Annotated in this window: 23 protein-coding genes; 13 read left to right on the forward strand and 10 right to left on the reverse strand. The window is 63.1% G+C overall.

Features of this window, described 5'->3' with window-relative positions:
• Positions 1 to 6: 6 nt before the first annotated feature.
• From SA190iCDA_RS06565 to SA190iCDA_RS23140, 5 genes are read left to right on the forward strand one after another with little or no spacing between them, the layout of a single operon-like run.
• The gene (locus SA190iCDA_RS06565; RefSeq protein ID WP_170833906.1) at positions 7 to 402 is read left to right on the forward strand and encodes a FagA protein; all 396 of its coding nucleotides are present in this window, start codon (positions 7 to 9) and stop codon (positions 400 to 402) included.
• On the forward strand, positions 395 to 1,783 hold the full coding sequence (locus SA190iCDA_RS06570) for a class II fumarate hydratase (RefSeq protein WP_070884344.1): 1,389 nt from the start codon (positions 395 to 397) through the stop codon (positions 1,781 to 1,783). Before SA190iCDA_RS06565 ends, SA190iCDA_RS06570 begins: the two co-directional genes overlap by 8 nt.
• A gap of 52 nt (positions 1,784 to 1,835) precedes the next feature.
• Positions 1,836 to 2,285 carry a hypothetical protein gene (locus SA190iCDA_RS06575; RefSeq protein WP_070884343.1) on the forward strand — a complete coding sequence of 150 codons (450 nt, stop codon included), beginning with the start codon at positions 1,836 to 1,838 and terminating at the stop codon, positions 2,283 to 2,285.
• 12 nt (positions 2,286 to 2,297) lie between these two features.
• Positions 2,298 to 2,909: a superoxide dismutase gene (locus SA190iCDA_RS06580; protein ID WP_070884342.1), complete on the forward strand. Its 612-nt coding sequence runs from the start codon at positions 2,298 to 2,300 to the stop codon at positions 2,907 to 2,909.
• A 21-nt stretch (positions 2,910 to 2,930) separates the two neighbouring features.
• On the forward strand, positions 2,931 to 3,062 hold the full coding sequence (locus tag SA190iCDA_RS23140; RefSeq protein ID WP_268963882.1) for a hypothetical protein: 132 nt from the start codon (positions 2,931 to 2,933) through the stop codon (positions 3,060 to 3,062).
• A gap of 264 nt (positions 3,063 to 3,326) precedes the next feature.
• Here the strand turns inward: SA190iCDA_RS23140 and SA190iCDA_RS06585 are convergent, their stop codons facing one another.
• The 10 genes from SA190iCDA_RS06585 to SA190iCDA_RS06630 all read right to left on the reverse strand — a co-directional run bounded on the left by SA190iCDA_RS06585 (position 3,327) and on the right by SA190iCDA_RS06630 (position 10,380).
• Positions 3,327 to 3,599, reverse strand: coding sequence for an HPr family phosphocarrier protein (locus SA190iCDA_RS06585; RefSeq protein ID WP_070884341.1), 273 nt, complete (start codon positions 3,597 to 3,599; stop codon positions 3,327 to 3,329).
• Between the two features lie 12 nt (positions 3,600 to 3,611).
• Positions 3,612 to 4,469, reverse strand: a complete 858-nt coding sequence (gene rapZ, locus SA190iCDA_RS06590) for an RNase adapter RapZ (protein ID WP_070884340.1) — start codon at positions 4,467 to 4,469, stop codon at positions 3,612 to 3,614.
• A 16-nt stretch (positions 4,470 to 4,485) separates the two neighbouring features.
• Positions 4,486 to 4,950: a PTS IIA-like nitrogen regulatory protein PtsN gene (ptsN, locus tag SA190iCDA_RS06595; protein ID WP_070884339.1), complete on the reverse strand. Its 465-nt coding sequence runs from the start codon at positions 4,948 to 4,950 to the stop codon at positions 4,486 to 4,488.
• Between the two features lie 15 nt (positions 4,951 to 4,965).
• The gene (hpf, locus tag SA190iCDA_RS06600; RefSeq protein WP_013792760.1) at positions 4,966 to 5,274 is read right to left on the reverse strand and encodes a ribosome hibernation-promoting factor, HPF/YfiA family; all 309 of its coding nucleotides are present in this window, start codon (positions 5,272 to 5,274) and stop codon (positions 4,966 to 4,968) included.
• A gap of 87 nt (positions 5,275 to 5,361) precedes the next feature.
• Complete coding sequence (locus SA190iCDA_RS06605; RefSeq protein WP_070884338.1) at positions 5,362 to 6,870, reverse strand: RNA polymerase factor sigma-54; 1,509 nt, start codon at positions 6,868 to 6,870, stop codon at positions 5,362 to 5,364.
• A 172-nt stretch (positions 6,871 to 7,042) separates the two neighbouring features.
• Positions 7,043 to 7,768 (reverse strand): LPS export ABC transporter ATP-binding protein, encoded by a 726-nt coding sequence (gene lptB / locus SA190iCDA_RS06610; protein WP_070884337.1) that lies wholly within the window; start codon positions 7,766 to 7,768, stop codon positions 7,043 to 7,045.
• Between the two features lie 2 nt (positions 7,769 to 7,770).
• Positions 7,771 to 8,319, reverse strand: a complete 549-nt coding sequence (lptA, locus tag SA190iCDA_RS06615; RefSeq protein WP_070884336.1) for a lipopolysaccharide transport periplasmic protein LptA — start codon at positions 8,317 to 8,319, stop codon at positions 7,771 to 7,773.
• Positions 8,306 to 8,875: an LPS export ABC transporter periplasmic protein LptC gene (lptC, locus tag SA190iCDA_RS06620; RefSeq protein WP_070884335.1), complete on the reverse strand. Its 570-nt coding sequence runs from the start codon at positions 8,873 to 8,875 to the stop codon at positions 8,306 to 8,308. The genes lptA and lptC overlap by 14 nt, the downstream gene beginning before the upstream one ends.
• A gap of 9 nt (positions 8,876 to 8,884) precedes the next feature.
• Complete coding sequence (locus SA190iCDA_RS06625; protein WP_070884334.1) at positions 8,885 to 9,406, reverse strand: KdsC family phosphatase; 522 nt, start codon at positions 9,404 to 9,406, stop codon at positions 8,885 to 8,887.
• Positions 9,406 to 10,380: a KpsF/GutQ family sugar-phosphate isomerase gene (locus SA190iCDA_RS06630; protein ID WP_070884333.1), complete on the reverse strand. Its 975-nt coding sequence runs from the start codon at positions 10,378 to 10,380 to the stop codon at positions 9,406 to 9,408. Before SA190iCDA_RS06630 ends, SA190iCDA_RS06625 begins: the two co-directional genes overlap by 1 nt.
• 243 nt (positions 10,381 to 10,623) lie before the next feature.
• Here SA190iCDA_RS06630 and SA190iCDA_RS06635 point away from each other — a divergent pair, with 243 nt between their 5' ends.
• The 8 genes from SA190iCDA_RS06635 (at position 10,624) to hisG (ending at position 16,012) form a co-directional block, all read left to right on the forward strand.
• Complete coding sequence (locus SA190iCDA_RS06635; RefSeq protein WP_070884332.1) at positions 10,624 to 11,433, forward strand: ABC transporter ATP-binding protein; 810 nt, start codon at positions 10,624 to 10,626, stop codon at positions 11,431 to 11,433.
• A complete protein-coding gene (gene mlaE, locus SA190iCDA_RS06640) occupies positions 11,433 to 12,230 on the forward strand; it encodes a lipid asymmetry maintenance ABC transporter permease subunit MlaE (RefSeq protein WP_070884331.1) in 798 nt (265 codons plus the stop codon). Before SA190iCDA_RS06635 ends, mlaE begins: the two co-directional genes overlap by 1 nt.
• Positions 12,230 to 12,703 (forward strand): outer membrane lipid asymmetry maintenance protein MlaD, encoded by a 474-nt coding sequence (gene mlaD / locus SA190iCDA_RS06645; protein WP_070884330.1) that lies wholly within the window; start codon positions 12,230 to 12,232, stop codon positions 12,701 to 12,703. Before mlaE ends, mlaD begins: the two co-directional genes overlap by 1 nt.
• Before the next feature lie 11 nt (positions 12,704 to 12,714).
• The gene (locus SA190iCDA_RS06650; RefSeq protein ID WP_070884669.1) at positions 12,715 to 13,347 is read left to right on the forward strand and encodes an MlaC/ttg2D family ABC transporter substrate-binding protein; all 633 of its coding nucleotides are present in this window, start codon (positions 12,715 to 12,717) and stop codon (positions 13,345 to 13,347) included.
• The gene (locus SA190iCDA_RS06655) at positions 13,344 to 13,652 is read left to right on the forward strand and encodes an STAS domain-containing protein (RefSeq protein WP_070884329.1); all 309 of its coding nucleotides are present in this window, start codon (positions 13,344 to 13,346) and stop codon (positions 13,650 to 13,652) included. The genes SA190iCDA_RS06650 and SA190iCDA_RS06655 overlap by 4 nt, the downstream gene beginning before the upstream one ends.
• A gap of 199 nt (positions 13,653 to 13,851) precedes the next feature.
• Positions 13,852 to 14,091, forward strand: coding sequence for a BolA family protein (locus SA190iCDA_RS06660; RefSeq protein ID WP_070884328.1), 240 nt, complete (start codon positions 13,852 to 13,854; stop codon positions 14,089 to 14,091).
• A 15-nt stretch (positions 14,092 to 14,106) separates the two neighbouring features.
• Positions 14,107 to 15,372: a UDP-N-acetylglucosamine 1-carboxyvinyltransferase gene (gene murA, locus SA190iCDA_RS06665; RefSeq protein ID WP_070884327.1), complete on the forward strand. Its 1,266-nt coding sequence runs from the start codon at positions 14,107 to 14,109 to the stop codon at positions 15,370 to 15,372.
• 4 nt (positions 15,373 to 15,376) lie between these two features.
• Positions 15,377 to 16,012 (forward strand): ATP phosphoribosyltransferase, encoded by a 636-nt coding sequence (gene hisG / locus SA190iCDA_RS06670; RefSeq protein WP_013792746.1) that lies wholly within the window; start codon positions 15,377 to 15,379, stop codon positions 16,010 to 16,012.
• Positions 16,013 to 16,040 lie beyond the last annotated feature (28 nt).

Below are 16,040 nucleotides of genomic sequence, written 5' to 3' on the forward strand. Positions count from 1 at the left end.
ATTGCCATGAGATTTCGCACGCGCGATACGCCTTGTCTGGATTGCTGGCACTGGCTGGGCTTCAGGATCCGCTGCGCGCTGCTGCCGGATGAGCCGCGGCTGCTGGAGCTGCACTGGGCCCAGGGACGGCAACTGGTCGAGCACGGGTGTCTGTGTCCCTGGCGGATGTCGCTGACCACCCTGACCCTGCTCATGGACACCGCCTGCGACAGGGCGCTGCCCTGGCACTGGCGCAGCCTCTGCCTGGACCACGCCTACCGCTCGCTCTACGCCCTGCAACACCTGGCGGTCGACCGCGAGCAGCAAGGCAGCCTCAATCGCGCGCGCAATCGTCTGGCAACCTTGCGCATGCAGCCCTCGCTTTCGATGTCCGAACTGGCAGAAGGAAACCCCTATGAATAACCACCACAGCGACACCCGTATCGAACGTGACAGCATGGGTGAGCTGGCTGTGCCCGCCGCGGCGCTGTATGGCGCCCAGACCCAGCGTGCGGTAGACAACTTCCCGGTGTCGGGGCTGGCCATGCCCGAGGCGTTCATCCGCGCCCTGGTGCTGGCCAAGGCGGCAGCCGCTCGCGCCAACGTCGACCTGGAGCAGATCCTGCCGGCCCAGGGCGACGCCATCGTCGCGGCGTGCCAGCAATTGCTGGCCGAAGACTTCATGCAGCATTTCCCGGTGGATGTTTTCCAGACCGGGTCGGGCACCAGCTCCAACATGAATGCCAACGAGGTGATCGCCACCCTGGCCACGCGCATTCTGGGCGAGCCGATCAACCCCAACGATCACGTCAACTGCGGGCAGAGCAGCAACGACATCATCCCCACCACCATTCACGTGAGTGCCGCCATCGAGGTCAGCGAAAAGCTGCTGCCGGCGCTGGGGCATCTGCTCGAGGTACTGTGCAACAAGTCCCTGGCGGTGCAGCCCTATGTGAAAACCGGCCGCACCCACCTGATGGATGCCATGCCGGTGCGCATGAGCCAGGTGCTCGATGGCTGGGCCCAACAGATCCAGGCCAACATCCAGTTGCTCACCGGGCTGTTGCCGGCGCTGCAGGCGCTGGCCCAGGGCGGCACCGCGGTGGGCACCGGCATCAATGCCCATCCGCGTTTTGCCGAGCTGTTCTGCCAGGAGCTCAATGCCCTGACCGGCCGGCAGTTCACCCCGGGCAGCAACTTCTTCGCCCTGATCGGCTCCCAGGACACCGCGGTCGCCCTGTCTGGCCAGCTGAAGACCATCGCCGTCTCGCTGATGAAGATCGCCAACGACCTGCGCTGGATGAACTCCGGGCCCCTGGCCGGCCTCAGCGAGATCGAACTGGAAGCCCTGCAGCCCGGCTCCTCGATCATGCCCGGCAAGGTCAACCCGGTAATCCCCGAAGCCACCGCCATGGTCGCCGCGCAGGTGATCGGCAATGACGCCGCCATCGCCGTGGCCGGGCAGTCCGGCAACTTCGAGCTGAACGTGATGCTGCCGGTGATCGCCCACAACCTGCTCGGCAGCATCGAGTTGCTGGCCAACGTCAGCCGCCTGCTGGCCGACCGCGCCATCGCCAGCTTCAAGGTCAATGAGCCCAGGCTCAAGGAAGCGCTGGGTCGCAACCCGATCCTGGTCACCGCGCTCAATCCCCTGATCGGTTATCAGAAGGCCGCGGAAATCGCCAAGAAAGCCTACCGGGAAGGCCGGCCCATCATCGATGTGGCCGAAGAGATGACCGAGCTGGGCCGCGCCGAGCTGGAACAGCTGCTCAACCCCGAGCGCCTTACCGAGGGCGGTCTTTAAGCGGTGCAGCGCTCGCGCACCGGTGTTCTGAACCCAGGCGAGGAGGCCGATCATGGAGCAGTGGAAACGACTCATCGCGGCCGGTAACCGCCACTTCGCCGAAGGCCGCTGGGTCGAGGCGCGCGAGCAGTACCTGCAGGCTCTCGCCCTGGCCCAGGTACTGTTCGAACGCTGGCGTGACGCCGAGGCGGCGGTGGCGGCGTTCGTCGTCTCGCAGCACAACCTGGCCGACCTGCAGTTGACCACGGGCCATCCCGAGGGCGCTGCCGAGCACCTGTGCGCCTGCCACGAACACCTGCTGCGCTGCATGGCGGGTGAGCAGCTGTCGCCCGCGCTGCGCCAGGCCGCCATGAATCACAGCCGGCGCACTTACGCCGGTGTATTGAACTTTGTCGCCGAGCACGGGGCCTACCCCCGTACAGATCGATTGCTGGATGCCCGGGCGTCCGGCGATGCGTCAACGGCAGCGCACATGGTGCCTGCCGCCCGTCAGTACCATTAGAGGAGTGAAACCATGCCGTATAGCCTGCCTGCTCTGCCTTATGCCTACGATGCCCTGGAGCCGCACATCGATGCGCAGACCATGGAGATCCACCACAGCAAGCACCACCAGACCTACGTCAACAACCTCAATGCCGCCCTGGAAGGCAACGCACTGGGCGAGTTGCCGATCGAGGAGCTGCTGACCCGTCTCAAGGAGGTGCCGGAAGACAAGCGCGGCGCCGTGATCAACAACGGTGGCGGTCACGCCAACCACTCGCTGTTCTGGACGGTGATGAGCACCAATGGTGGTGGCGAGCCCCAGGGCGATCTGAAAGCGGCCATCGACAGCCAACTGGGTGGTTTCGAGGCTTTCAAGGAAGCCTTCACCAAGGCTGCACTGACCCGCTTCGGCAGCGGCTGGGCCTGGCTCAGCGTGACGCCGCAGAAGAAGCTGGTGGTCGAGAGCACCGGTAACCAGGACAGCCCGCTGATGAACGGCAACATGCCGATCCTCGGCCTGGACGTCTGGGAGCACGCCTATTACCTGCGTTACCAGAACCGCCGCCCGGAATACATCGGTGCGTTCTACAACGTCGTGGACTGGGCGGAGGTTGCCCGCCGCTATCAAGCCGCGATGGCGTGATCCACGGCTTCAGGAGCATCCATGAGCCCACTGCATGAGCTGATCATGGCCAACCGCCGCTCACTGCGTCATGCGCTGGGTTTCATGGTGGTTTTTGCCGGCGGGTTGATTCTCGTCGGCAAGCTCCTGAATGGTGCGCCGGGCTGGTTTTGACCTAGGGTCTGTGACGTTTCAACGCGAGCCGCGTTGCCGCGAGAAATCTCGCCAGGCCGGGCGGCGATCCGCTAGGCAGAGGACGCAGGGAATGGACTGGCCGTCCGCGTTTTCCCTTGCCCAGTCCTCCAACGACGCATGGCGAGATTTTCCCACGCAACCTAGGCGGCCCCACCCGTAGGGCTCCGGCGCGGCCGTGCGTGAAACGTCAACAGACCCTAACTGGTGGCGCGTGCGGCGCGCCGCTGCGCTGTCCGAATTCCGCTACTCGCCTTCGTCGAAGTAGTTGTTGATCAGGTCGACCAGGGCCTGCAGCGCCTCGTCCTCGCGTTCCCCCTCGGTCAGCAGGTGCACGTTGGTACCTTTGCCTGCTGCCAGCATCATCACCGCCATGATGCTCTTGCCGTCGACCAGGGCTTCGGCGCTACGGCCAATCTTCACCTGACACGGAAAGCGCCCCGCGACGCCGACGAACTTGGCGGCCGCCCGGGCATGCAGGCCGAGCTTGTTGATGATGGTGATTTCACGGGCGGGCATCGCGGCAATTCCTTAACTGAGGTCGCGGTGGCGGATCTGAACGTTCTTCAACAGCGGCTTGAGGGCCTGGCCCAGGCGATTGGCCAGGTAGACGGAGCGGTGGTGGCCGCCTGTGCAGCCGATGGCCACGGTCACATAGGAGCGGTTGCTGGCGGCGAAACGCGGCAGCCATTTGTGCAGATAGGCATGGATATCCTGATACATCTCCTCGACATCCGCCTGCGCCGCCAGGTACCCCTCCACCGGCTGCTCGAGGCCGGTGAAATCACGCAACTCGGGCTTCCAGTAAGGGTTGGGCAGGCAGCGAACGTCAAAGACCAGATCGGCATCCACCGGCATGCCGCGCTTGAAGCCGAACGACTCGATCAGATATGCGGTGCCGGGCTCGGGCTGGTTGAGCAGACGCAACTTGAGGGTGTCACGCAACTGATAAAGGTTCAGGTGGGTGGTATCGATCTTCAGGTCGGCCCGGTCGATGATCGGGCTCAGCAGCTTGACCTCGGCATCCATGGCCTCGGCCAGGGAGCGCTGGTCGTTGGTCAGCGGATGGCGCCGGCGTGTCTCCGAGAAGCGCTTGAGCAGGGTTTCTTCACTGGCATCCAGGTACAGCACATCGCAACGAATGTTGCGTGAGCGCACTTCGTCGAGCAGTTCGGAGAAGCGCCTGAGCTGGCTGGGCAGGTTGCGCGCATCGATGGACACCGCCACCTGCGGATGCAGCAGTTCGCTATTGGGCAGTGCGCGCTCCGCCAGATCGGGCAGCAGGCCGGCCGGCAGGTTGTCGATGCAATAGAACCCGTTGTCTTCGAGGACGTCGAGCGCCGTGCTCTTGCCCGAACCGGAACGACCGCTGACGATGATCAGGCGCATGGGCTAACCCCGCAGGCTATTGGCCGTTCTGGACGTTTACGACGGTCTGGTACAGGGATTCGCTGTCCTGGGCCTGGCGAAGCCGTTCGCGGACATCCTCGCGGTCGAACATGCTGGCGATCTGGCGCAGCAGCTCGAGGTGCTCGTCGGTCGCCGCTTCGGGCACCAGCAGCACGAAGAGCAGGTCGACGGGGGCGCCGTCGATGGCGTCGAAGTCGACGGCAGTGCTCAGCTTGAGCAGGGCGCTGATCGGCGTGTTGCAGCCGGGCAGGCGACAATGGGGAATGGCGATGCCGTTGCCGAAGCCTGTCGAACCGAGCTTCTCGCGGGCGATCAGGCTTTCATAGATGGTCTGGCCATCGAGATCGGGCAGATCGCGCGCGATCACGCTGGCTATCTGTTCGAGGACACGCTTCTTGCTGCCGCCCGGCACGTTCACCAGGGAACGGCCGGGGGTCAGGATGGTTTCAAGTCGGATCATAGGAGAAGGACGAACTCAGCGGGCCATCGCGCCCTGCTGGCGATCGAGCTGTTTTTCCTTGTGCTTGATAAGTTGGCGATCGAGTTTGTCGGTGAGTAGATCGATGGCTGCGTACATGTCGTCGTGTTCGGCATTGGCCACCACTTCGCCTCCTGCGATGTGCAAGGTGGCTTCGACTTTCTGCTTGAGCTTCTCGACCTCCAGGATAACCTGCACATTGGTGATCTTGTCGAAGTGCCGCTCGAGGCGCTCGAGCTTTTCTTCGATGTAGCTGCGTAGTGCGTCTGTCACATCCAGCTGGTGTCCACTGATGTTGACTTGCATACCGCTTCTCCTTGTTGCCGTGTGTGAGTGGCGGGTATTGAACCTGCCGCAGGAACACTGGGGCGCTGCTTTCGCTACAAGGGCACCTTACATCAATCGCTTGCGTTCGCTCGAAGGCGCTATACCGAGCGATTCACGGTACTTGGCGACTGTGCGGCGCGCCACTTGAATGCCCTGTGCTTCCAGTAAACCAGCGATCTTGCTGTCGCTCAATGGCTTTTTCGCATTTTCCGCCGCGACCAGTTTCTTGATGATTGCGCGGATCGCGGTCGACGAACATTCGCCGCCTTCGGCGGTGCTGACGTGGCTGGAGAAGAAGTATTTCAGCTCGTAAATGCCACGCGGGGTGTGCATGTACTTCTGGGTGGTGACGCGGGAAATGGTCGACTCGTGCATGCCCACCGCCTCGGCGATATCGTGCAGCACCAGCGGCTTCATGGCCTCGTCGCCGTAATCCAGGAAGCCGCGCTGGTGCTCGACGATCTGCGTGGCGACCTTCATCAGGGTCTCGTTACGGCTCTGCAGGCTCTTGATGAACCAGCGCGCTTCCTGCAGCTGGTTGCGCATGAAGGTGTTGTCGGCGCTGGAGTCGGCGCGCTTCACGAAGCCGGCGTATTGGGCGTTGACGCGCAGGCGCGGCATGGCTTCCTGGTTGAGCTCCACCAGCCAGCGATCGTTGTGCTTGCGCACGATCACATCCGGCACCACGTATTCCGGCTCGCTGGACTCGATCTGCGAGCCAGGGCGCGGGTTGAGGCTCTGAATCAGTTCGATGACCGGGCGCAGCTCGTCCTCCTTGAGCTTCATGCGGCGCATCAGCTGGCTGTAGTCACGGTTGCCGAGCAGGTCCAGATATTCAGCCGTCAGGCGCTGTGCCTCCTTGAGCCACGGAGTGGAGGCGGGCAACTGGCGCAGTTGCAGGAGCAGGCATTCGCGCAGGTCGCGAGCGCCGATTCCAGACGGCTCGAACTGCTGGATACGGCGCAGCACGGCTTCGACTTCATCCAGCTCGACATCCAGCTCAGGGTCGAAGGACTCGACGATTTCGTCGAGGGTTTCCTCCAGGTAGCCCTGATCGTTGATGCAGTCGATGAGCGTCACGGCGATCAGACGGTCCTTGTCGGACATGGGCGCCAGGTTCAGTTGCCAGAGCATGTGGCTATGCAGGCTTTCACCCGAGGACGTGCGGGTGGTGAAGTCCCATTCGTCATCGTCATTGCTGGGCAGGCTGCTGGCACTGGTCTGGTAGATATCTTCCCAGGCCGTATCCACGGGCAGCTCATTGGGAATGCGCTCGCCCCATTCGCCGTCTTCCAGGTTGTCGACGGTTTGCGGGCTTTCCTGAAAGCTCGACTCCTGAAAGGTCTCTTCCTGGACCGCGGTCGCGGCCGCGCTTTCGGCGCCATCGGCCATCGGGTCGGAATTGTCGAAGTCTTCGCCTTCTTCCTGACGCTCCAGCATCGGGTTGGATTCCAAGGCCTCCTGGATTTCCTGTTGCAGATCCAGGGTCGACAGTTGGAGCAGGCGAATGGCTTGTTGCAGCTGCGGCGTCATCGTCAGCTGCTGGCCCATTTTCAGGACTAGCGATGGTTTCATTGCAGACCTTATCCGGCGTCTGTACGTAATCCACGACAGGGCGACGAAGCGCCACTAGGAAGCAAATTATATGCCTGAATCCGAGCACTTTGCCTAGGGCCTGTTACCATTTCGTTGCGATACGGCTCGAACGGTAATGGGCGCTGGCAAGGATTCATGGGGAGGGGATCCGCTAGAGGCGGAATTCGTGGCCTAGATAGACTTCCTTGACCACCTGGTTGGCCAGGATCGCCGCTGAATCACCTTCGGCGATCAGCTGGCCATCGCTGACGATGTAAGCGGTTTCGCAGATGTCCAGGGTTTCGCGGACGTTGTGATCGGTGATCAGCACGCCGATGCCCTTGGCCTTGAGGTGATGAATGATCTGCTTGATGTCGCCCACGGAGATGGGGTCGACGCCGGCGAAGGGTTCATCGAGCAGGATGAATTTCGGCGAGGTGGCCAGGGCGCGGGCGATCTCGACGCGTCGGCGTTCACCGCCGGACAGGCTCATGCCCAGATTGTCGCGGATGTGGGTGATGTGGAATTCCTGCAGCAGGCTCTCGAGCTCCTGCAGCCGCTGTTCGCGGTTGAGGTCCTTGCGGGTTTCCAGGATCGCCATGATGTTGTCGGCGACGCTGAGCTTGCGAAAGATCGAGGCTTCCTGGGGCAGGTAGCCAATCCCGGCACGGGCACGGCCGTGCATCGGCTGGTGGCTGACGTCCAGGTCGTCGATCAGTACGCGGCCCTGGTCGGCCTGCACCAGGCCCACGATCATGTAGAAGCAGGTGGTCTTGCCGGCACCGTTGGGGCCGAGCAGGCCGACGATCTGCCCGCTCTCGATGTTCAGGCTGACGTCGCGCACGACCTGGCGTCCCTTGTAGCTCTTGGCCAGGTGCTGGGCTTTCAGAATCGCCATGGTTATTGACCCTGCTCGGCAGCGGGGGCTGCTTTCTTCTGCGGCTGGATCACCATGTCGATACGCGGGCGCGGGCTCGACACGTTGGTACCGGTGGCGCGGCCAGCGTTGACGATCTGGCGGCGCGTGTCGTAGACGATCTTCTCGCCTTCGAAGGTATTGCCTTCCTGCACCACCTTGGCCTGGTCGATCAGTACGATGCGTTCGTTGGCGGCAAAGTACTGGATGGTCAGGCCGTACGCCTTGACGATCTGCTTGTCGGCTGCCGGCTTCTGCTCGTAGTAGGCCGGCTTGCCCACCGAGGTGAACACGTCGATGTCGCCCTGTGCGTTCTGGGTGATGGTGACGGTGTCGCCGGTGATCTTCATGGTGCCCTGGGTGATGACGACGTCGCCGCGGTACACGGCTACGCCTTGCTTGTCGTCCAGTTCAGCGCTGTCGGCCTGCACGCGGATCGGCTGATCGCGGTCACTCGGCAGAGCCCAGGCGCTTACGCTTCCGAGCGTGGCGCCAAGGCTGAGAAGTAGGGGGAGGGTTTTAACGAACCTCATGCTGGCCTCTTACATTGGACTGCAGGATCATCCTGCCGTCATTCAAGTACGCTTTCATTCCTTGCGCCGTGGTCACCCCATTGGCCGCGTCGATTCTAACGGCTTGCTGGGTCTGCGCATATTCCTTCTGCGGGAATACGGTCAGGCGGCTGGTGGTGAGTATAGTGGGGCGGCCCTTTTCGTCCGTGCGCTCGACGCGCACCTGGTCGATCAGTTCGACTTCGTTGCCATCGGGGCCGACTTCGCCACGGGCGCTGCGTACCTTCCAGGGCAGTTCGGTGCCGCGGAACAGGTTCATGCGCGGTTCGGTGAGCAGGGTGGTGTCGCTACTCTGCACGTGTTCGAGGCGTTCGCTGGTCATGTCGTTCTGTACCCGGCCGTCGGGCAGGTACTGCACGCTGCGCGCATTGATCGCATAGAAATCGATGGGGTTTTCCGGCCCGCTGTGCTGGGGCGCGCTGGAGAAACTGTCCGGATTGATGTTCCAGTAACCGGCCGCCACGATCAGCAATGCGCCGAAGGTCAGCAGGACGGGGGTGAGGAATTTGCGCAGCATCGGCAGGCCCTAGAGGTAGGCGGATTGGGCGGCGTCGAGCGTACCCTGTCCGCGCATGATCAGTTCACAGAATTCTCGGGCGGCACCTTCGCCGCCCCGTGCCCGGGTCACGCCGTGAGCATGCTCGCGCACGAATTCGTTGGCGCTGGCCACGGCCATGCCCAGGCCGACCCGGCGGATTACCGGCAGGTCCGGCAGGTCGTCGCCCAGGTAGGCGACCTGCGCGTAGCTCAGGCCCAGTTCGGCGAGCAGTTCGTCGAGCACGTCGAGTTTGTCCTCGCGGCCCTGGTACAGGTGCTGGATGCCGAGGTTCTGGGCGCGGCGCTCGACCACCGGGGTCTTGCGGCCGCTGATGATGGCGGTGCGTACGCCCGAGTTGATGAGCATCTTGATGCCCTGGCCGTCGAGGGTGTTGAAGGTCTTGAACTCGCTGCCGTCGACCAGGAAGTACAGCTTGCCATCGGTCAGCACGCCGTCGACATCGAAGATCGCCAGCTTGATCGCCTGGGTGCGTTGCAGCAGGTCATTCATCACATGACCCCCGCGCGCAGCAGGTCGCCCAGGTTGAAGGCGCCCACCGGGCGCCCATTGGCGTCGATCACCACCAGGGCGCTGATCTTGTTGTCTTCCATGATCTTCAGGGCCTCGGCTGCGAGCATGTCGGCCCGGGCGGTCTTGCCGTGGGGGGTCATGACCTCGTCGATACGCGCATCACGCACATCGACGCCTTTGTCCAGGGCACGGCGCAGATCGCCGTCAGTGAACACGCCGGCCAGGCGGCCATCGGCTTCCAGTACCGCGGTCATGCCCAGGCCCTTCTGGGTCATTTCCAGCAGGGCGTCACGCAGGCTGGTGCCGCGCTTGACCTGGGGCAGGCGGTCGCCGGCGTGCATGACGTTCTCGACCTTGAGCAGCAGGCGGCGACCCAGGGCGCCACCCGGGTGGGAAAAGGCGAAGTCCTCGGCCGTGAAGCCACGTGCTTCGAGCAGGGCGATGGCCAGGGCGTCGCCCAGCACCAGCGAGGCGGTGGTGGAGGAGGTCGGCGCTAGGTTGAGCGGGCAGGCTTCCTTGGCCACACGGGTGTCCAGGTTGACTTCCGCAGCCTTGGACAGCGGCGACTCGGGGTTGCCAGTCATGCTGATCAGGGTGATGCCCAGGCGCTTGATCAGCGGCAGCAGGGTGACGATTTCCGCGGTGGAGCCCGAGTTGGAGAGGGCCAGCACCACGTCATCGCGGGTGATCATGCCCATGTCACCGTGGCTGGCTTCGGCCGGATGGACGAAAAATGCGGTGGTGCCGGTGCTTGCCAGGGTCGCGGCGATCTTGTTGCCGATATGCCCGGACTTGCCCATGCCCACCACCACCACGCGGCCCCTGCTGGCCAGGATCAGCTCGCAGGCCTTGACGAAATTGGCGTCGATACGAGGCAGCAGCTCTTGCACCGCCTCGATCTCGAGGCGAATGGTGCGCTGTGCGGAATCAATCAGGTCGCGGGTCTGGTTCATGCTCGGCTTGGACTGCTCGACGAAAAAGACGGGGATTATAGCGGGAAAGCCCTCTGGACTCATCATCCATGCTGCGGCCGCATAAATGGCAAAGCTGTCACAACCCTGAACGCTGGTGCTGCCCGGCTTTGGCGGGCAAATATGCAAATGCTATAGTCCGCAGCCGTTTCGAAAGGGCGAACGGAGTGCCCTTGTCCCGATCCCGGGCGTCTGATTAGGAAGGCAGTACGCAATGGAGTTCCAATGAACGCGGAAAATCAGTACGCGGTCGAGCTTAAGAACGTAAGTTTTCAGCGCGGCGAGCGAGATATCTTCAAGAACGTCGACATCTGCATCCCGCGTGGCAAGGTTACCGGGATCATGGGGCCGTCCGGCTGTGGCAAGACCACGCTGCTGCGCCTGATCGCCGCCGAGCTGCGTCCGAGCGCTGGCGAGATTCGAGTCAACGGCCTGAACCTGCCCGACCTGTCGCGCAGCGAACTGTTCGACATGCGCAAGCAGATGGGCGTGCTGTTCCAGAGCGGCGCGCTGTTTACCGACCTCGACGTGTTCGAGAACGTGGCCTTTCCCCTGCGCGTGCATACCCAGCTGCCCGAAGAAATGATTCGTGACATTGTACTGATGAAGCTGCAGGCCGTCGGCTTGCGCGGCGCCATCGATCTGATGCCTGATGAACTCTCCGGTGGCATGAAGCGTCGCGTGGCGTTGGCACGGGCCATCGCCCTGGATCCGCAGATTCTCATGTACGACGAGCCGTTCGTCGGTCAGGACCCGATCGCCATGGGCGTGCTGGTGCGGCTGATCCGCCTGCTCAACGATGCCCTGGGCATTACCAGTATCGTGGTTTCTCATGACCTGGCCGAGACGGCCAGCATCGCCGACTACATCTACGTGGTGGGCGACAGCCAGGTGCTGGGTCAGGGCACGCCGGCCGAACTGCGTGACTCGGACAATCCGCGGGTGCGTCAATTCATGCAGGGAACGCCAGACGGCCCGGTTCCCTTCCATTTCCAAGCGCCGAATTACCACGACGATCTACTGGGAGGGCGCTGATGCGCAGGACATCTTCACTCGAGCGCGTTCGCCTGTTCGGGCGGGCGGGTATCGATGTGGTCGCCGCGCTGGGGCGTTCGACGATCTTTCTGCTGCGCGCGCTGTTCGGCCGCGGCACGTCGGGCAATGGCCTGCAGCTGCTGATCAAGCAGCTTTATTCGGTGGGCGTGCTGTCCCTGGCGATCATCGTGGTATCCGGCGTGTTCATCGGCATGGTGCTGTCGCTGCAGGGCTTCAGCATTCTCGCCAAATACGGCTCCGAACAGGCGGTGGGGCAGATGGTCGCCCTGACGTTGCTGCGTGAGCTGGGGCCAGTGGTGACTGCGTTGTTGTTCGCCGGGCGTGCCGGCTCGGCGCTGACCGCCGAAATCGGCAACATGAAATCCACCGAGCAGCTGTCGAGCCTGGCGATGATCGGTGTCGATCCGCTCAAGCACATCGTCGCGCCCCGTCTGTGGGCCGGTTTCATTTCCATGCCGCTGCTGGCGATGATCTTCAGCGTGGTCGGCATCTGGGGCGGCGCGATGGTCGCCGTCGATTGGCTGGGCGTCTACGAAGGCTCGTTCTGGGCCAACATGCAAAACAGTGTTTCGTTTCGCGAAGACGTGCTCAACGGTGTGGTCAAGAGCCTGGTCTTCGCCTTCGTGGTGACCTGGATCGCCGTGTTCCAGGGCTATGACTGCGAACCCACTTCCGAAGGCATCAGCCGAGCGACTACCCGCACGGTGGTGTATGCCTCGCTGGCCGTACTGGGGCTGGACTTCATTCTGACCGCTTTGATGTTTGGAGATTTCTGATGCAAAACCGCACGATGGAAATCGGTGTCGGCCTGTTCCTGCTCGCCGGCCTGCTGGCCCTGTTGCTGCTGGCGCTGCGCGTCAGCGGTCTGGCGCCGGGTGGCAGTGCCGATACCTACAGGGTGTACGCCCATTTCGACAACATTGCCGGCCTTACCGTGCGTGCCAAGGTGACCATGGCGGGCGTGAATATCGGCCGCGTCACCGCGATCGACCTGGACCGCGACAGCTACACCGGTCGCGTAACGATGGAACTCGATGGCGCTGTCGACAATCTTCCGGTGGACTCCACCGCGTCGATCCTGACCGCTGGTCTGCTCGGCGAAAAGTACGTGGGTATCAGCGTTGGCGGTGACGAAGAACTGCTGGCCGATGGCGGAACCATCCACGACACCCAATCTTCCCTGGTGCTGGAAGACCTGATTGGCAAGTTCTTGCTCAATTCGGTGAACAGAGACCAGGAAAGCCAATGAGGTACCCGATGATGATCAAGACCCTGCGCAATAGCCTTGTCGCTCTGCTGGCCGCTCTGCCCTTGCTGGCCGTGGCCGCCCCCGCTGCCCATGAAGTGGTGCAGAAAACCACCGATACCCTGCTGGCTGATCTGAAGGCCAACAAGGATGAGTACCGCAGGAACCCCGAGGCCTTCTACAACTCGCTCAACGAGATTCTCGGCCCCGTGGTGGACGTCGACGGCGTTTCGCGCAGCGTGATGACCGTGCGTTATTCCCGCGAAGCCACGCCGCAGCAGATGGCGCGCTTCCAGGAGAACTTCAAGCGCAGCCTGATGCAGTTCTATGGCAACGCACTGCTGGAATACAACAACCAGGACATCCGCGTGATTCCGGCTTCCGGCAAGCAGGATGCGCAGCGCACCTCGGTGAACATGGAAATCCGCGACGGCAAGGGCACCGTGTACCCGCTCTCCTACACCATGGTCGCCATGGACGGGACCTGGAAGCTGCGTAACGTGGTGATCAACGGCATCAACGTCGGCAAACTGTTCCGCGACCAGTTCGCCCAGGCGATGCAGAACAACCGCAACGACCTGGACAAGGTCATCGACAGCTGGGCCGATACCGTCGCCAGGGCGCGCCAGGCCCGGGGGACGTCGTGAGTCCGGCGGCCATCGTCGAACAGGCGCCGGGTGTGCTCGCACTCTCCGGCGTGCTCGATTACCAGAGCGGTCCGGCCTTGCGTGAGCAGGGCGGGCGGCTGATTCGCGCCACCCAGGCAGAAGCCTGCGTGATCGACTGCTCGGCCGTCGAGAAGTCCAGCAGCGTCGGCCTGTCGCTGCTGCTGTGCTATATGCGCGATGCGCGCGCGGTCGGCAAGCCGCTGAGCATACGCGGGCTGCCGCAGGACATGGGCGGAATCGCCAAGGTGTGCGAGCTGCAGCATGTGCTGCCGGTACCGGCCTGACCGCTCGGCTGCACGCCGGGCTGGCGGCTGAACTGGGAAATCGCCGCTGGCGATTTTTTGGTATGATGCCGGCCCCATGTCTGCCGGTCGCCGCCGATGGACGCTTGCCAAGCGCGTCCCGCTGCCCGGGCATGGGCTGCTTTCATAGGCGTCGCCAGGCGACGTTCACGCACATTGAATACGTTGATCGAGGTTGAGCATGCAGGCCCTTGAGGTAAAAAGTTTCTTGGAGACCAAACTGCCGGATGTTCAGGTAGAGGTCGACGGCGAAGGCTGCAACTTCCAGCTCAACCTGATCAGCGACGAATTGGCCGCCCTCAGCCCGGTCAAACGCCAGCAACAAATCTACGCTCACCTCAATCCCTGGATCGCCGATGGCAGCATCCACGCCGTGAGCATGAAATTCTTCAGCCGTGCCGACTGGGCCGCGCGCTCCTGAGACGACGAATTAGCTATGGATAAATTGAGCATTACGGGCGGCGTGCGTCTCGACGGCGAAATCCGCATTTCCGGTGCGAAGAACTCCGCACTGCCGATCCTTGCCGCCACCCTGCTGGGCGACGCGCCGGTGACTATCTGCAACCTGCCGCACCTGCACGACATCACCACGATGATCGAGCTGTTCGGCCGCATGGGTATCGAGCCGATCATCGACGAGAAGCTCAGCGTCGAGGTCGACGCGCGCACCATGAAGACCCTGGTCGCGCCCTATGAGCTGGTGAAGACCATGCGCGCCTCGATCCTGGTGCTCGGCCCCATGGTCGCCCGTTTCGGGGAAGCCGAAGTGGCGCTGCCGGGCGGTTGCGCCATCGGTTCGCGTCCGGTCGACTTGCACATCCGTGGCCTAGAGGCCATGGGCGCGATCATCGATGTCGAAGGCGGCTACATCAAGGCCAAGGCGCCGGAAGGCGGTTTGCGCGGTGCGCATTTCTTCTTCGACATGGTCAGCGTGACCGGCACCGAAAACATCCTGATGGCCGCTACCCTGGCCAAGGGGCGCACGGTTCTGGAAAACGCCGCTCGCGAACCGGAGGTGGTGGACCTGGCCAACTGCCTGATCGCCATGGGCGCGAAGATTCAGGGCGCTGGCACCGATACCATCACCATCGACGGCGTCGAGCGCCTGCACGGTGCGCGTTTCAACGTGATGCCCGACCGTATCGAGACCGGCACCTACCTGGTTGCCGCGGCGGCCACCGGGGGCCGCGTCAAGGTCAAGGACGCCGACCCGAGCACCCTGGAAGCGGTGCTGGCCAAACTGCAGGAAGCGGGTGCCGAGATCACCACCGGCCCCGACTGGATCGAGCTGGACATGAAAGGCAAGCGCCCGAAGGCGGTAAGCCTGCGTACCGCGCCGTACCCGGCTTTCCCCACCGACATGCAAGCGCAGTTCATCGCCCTCAATGCCATCGCCGAAGGCACCGGTACGGTGATCGAGACGATCTTCGAAAACCGCTTCATGCATGTATACGAAATGAGCCGCATGGGCGCGCAGATCCAGGTCGAGGGCAACACTGCCATCGTCACTGGCGCGGCGCAGCTCAATGGCGCCCCGGTGATGGCCACCGACCTGCGCGCCTCGGCGAGCCTGGTGATCGCCGCGCTGGTTGCCCAGGGCGACACCCTGATCGATCGCATCTACCACATCGACCGTGGTTACGAATGCATCGAGGAAAAACTGCAATTGCTGGGGGCGAAGATTCGCCGCGTGCCGGGCTGACCAGATGCTGACCATTGCCCTGTCCAAAGGCCGTATTCTCGACGACACCCTGCCGCTGCTCGCGGCGGCAGGCATCGTGCCAACCGAGAATCCGGACAAGAGCCGCAAGCTGATCATCCCCACCACCCAGGACGATGTGCGCCTGCTGATCGTACGCGCCACCGATGTGCCGACCTATGTCGAACACGGCGCCGCCGACCTTGGCGTGGCCGGCAAGGACGTGCTGCTCGAGTACGGCGGCCAGGGACTCTACGAGCCCCTGGATCTGCGTATCGCCCGCTGCAAGCTGATGACCGCCGGTGCGGTGGGTGCGCCCGAGCCGAAAGGCCGGCTGCGCGTGGCCACCAAGTTCGTCAATGTCGCCAAGCGCTACTACGCCGAGCAGGGCCGTCAGGTCGATATCATCAAGCTGTACGGCTCCATGGAGCTGGCACCGCTGGTGGGCCTGGCCGACAAGATCATCGACGTGGTCGACACCGGCAACACCCTCAAGGCCAATGGCCTGGAAGCCCAGGAACTGATCGCCCACATCAGCTCGCGGCTGATCGTCAACAAGGCGTCCATGAAGATGCAGCACGGCCGTCTGCAGGCACTGATCGACACTTTGCGTGAAGCGGTCGAGAGCCACCATCCGCATTGATCCTCTCCTGCTAATCGCCGCGCAACGC

Source organism: Pseudomonas argentinensis (assembly GCF_001839655.2).
Lineage (GTDB): Bacteria > Pseudomonadota > Gammaproteobacteria > Pseudomonadales > Pseudomonadaceae > Aquipseudomonas > Aquipseudomonas argentinensis_B.

Coding starts and splice junctions, on each gene's coding strand:
- hisG (WP_013792746.1), top strand. CDS start 15,377: ATGCTGACCATTGCCCTGTCCAAAGGCCGTATTCTCGACGACACCCTG.
- SA190iCDA_RS06565 (WP_170833906.1), top strand. CDS start 7: ATGAGATTTCGCACGCGCGATACGCCTTGTCTGGATTGCTGGCACTGG.
- lptA (WP_070884336.1), bottom strand. CDS start 8,319: ATGAGGTTCGTTAAAACCCTCCCCCTACTTCTCAGCCTTGGCGCCACG.
- murA (WP_070884327.1), top strand. CDS start 14,107: ATGGATAAATTGAGCATTACGGGCGGCGTGCGTCTCGACGGCGAAATC.
- rapZ (WP_070884340.1), bottom strand. CDS start 4,469: ATGCGCCTGATCATCGTCAGCGGTCGTTCCGGTTCGGGCAAGAGCACG.
- SA190iCDA_RS06585 (WP_070884341.1), bottom strand. CDS start 3,599: ATGCCCGCCCGTGAAATCACCATCATCAACAAGCTCGGCCTGCATGCC.
- SA190iCDA_RS06630 (WP_070884333.1), bottom strand. CDS start 10,380: ATGAACCAGACCCGCGACCTGATTGATTCCGCACAGCGCACCATTCGC.
- hpf (WP_013792760.1), bottom strand. CDS start 5,274: ATGCAAGTCAACATCAGTGGACACCAGCTGGATGTGACAGACGCACTA.
- SA190iCDA_RS06625 (WP_070884334.1), bottom strand. CDS start 9,406: ATGAATGACCTGCTGCAACGCACCCAGGCGATCAAGCTGGCGATCTTC.
- SA190iCDA_RS23140 (WP_268963882.1), top strand. CDS start 2,931: ATGAGCCCACTGCATGAGCTGATCATGGCCAACCGCCGCTCACTGCGT.
- SA190iCDA_RS06575 (WP_070884343.1), top strand. CDS start 1,836: ATGGAGCAGTGGAAACGACTCATCGCGGCCGGTAACCGCCACTTCGCC.
- SA190iCDA_RS06580 (WP_070884342.1), top strand. CDS start 2,298: ATGCCGTATAGCCTGCCTGCTCTGCCTTATGCCTACGATGCCCTGGAG.
- SA190iCDA_RS06635 (WP_070884332.1), top strand. CDS start 10,624: ATGAACGCGGAAAATCAGTACGCGGTCGAGCTTAAGAACGTAAGTTTT.
- SA190iCDA_RS06650 (WP_070884669.1), top strand. CDS start 12,715: ATGATCAAGACCCTGCGCAATAGCCTTGTCGCTCTGCTGGCCGCTCTG.
- mlaE (WP_070884331.1), top strand. CDS start 11,433: ATGCGCAGGACATCTTCACTCGAGCGCGTTCGCCTGTTCGGGCGGGCG.
- mlaD (WP_070884330.1), top strand. CDS start 12,230: ATGCAAAACCGCACGATGGAAATCGGTGTCGGCCTGTTCCTGCTCGCC.
- ptsN (WP_070884339.1), bottom strand. CDS start 4,950: ATGATCCGACTTGAAACCATCCTGACCCCCGGCCGTTCCCTGGTGAAC.
- SA190iCDA_RS06660 (WP_070884328.1), top strand. CDS start 13,852: ATGCAGGCCCTTGAGGTAAAAAGTTTCTTGGAGACCAAACTGCCGGAT.
- lptB (WP_070884337.1), bottom strand. CDS start 7,768: ATGGCGATTCTGAAAGCCCAGCACCTGGCCAAGAGCTACAAGGGACGC.
- lptC (WP_070884335.1), bottom strand. CDS start 8,875: ATGCTGCGCAAATTCCTCACCCCCGTCCTGCTGACCTTCGGCGCATTG.
- SA190iCDA_RS06605 (WP_070884338.1), bottom strand. CDS start 6,870: ATGAAACCATCGCTAGTCCTGAAAATGGGCCAGCAGCTGACGATGACG.
- SA190iCDA_RS06570 (WP_070884344.1), top strand. CDS start 395: ATGAATAACCACCACAGCGACACCCGTATCGAACGTGACAGCATGGGT.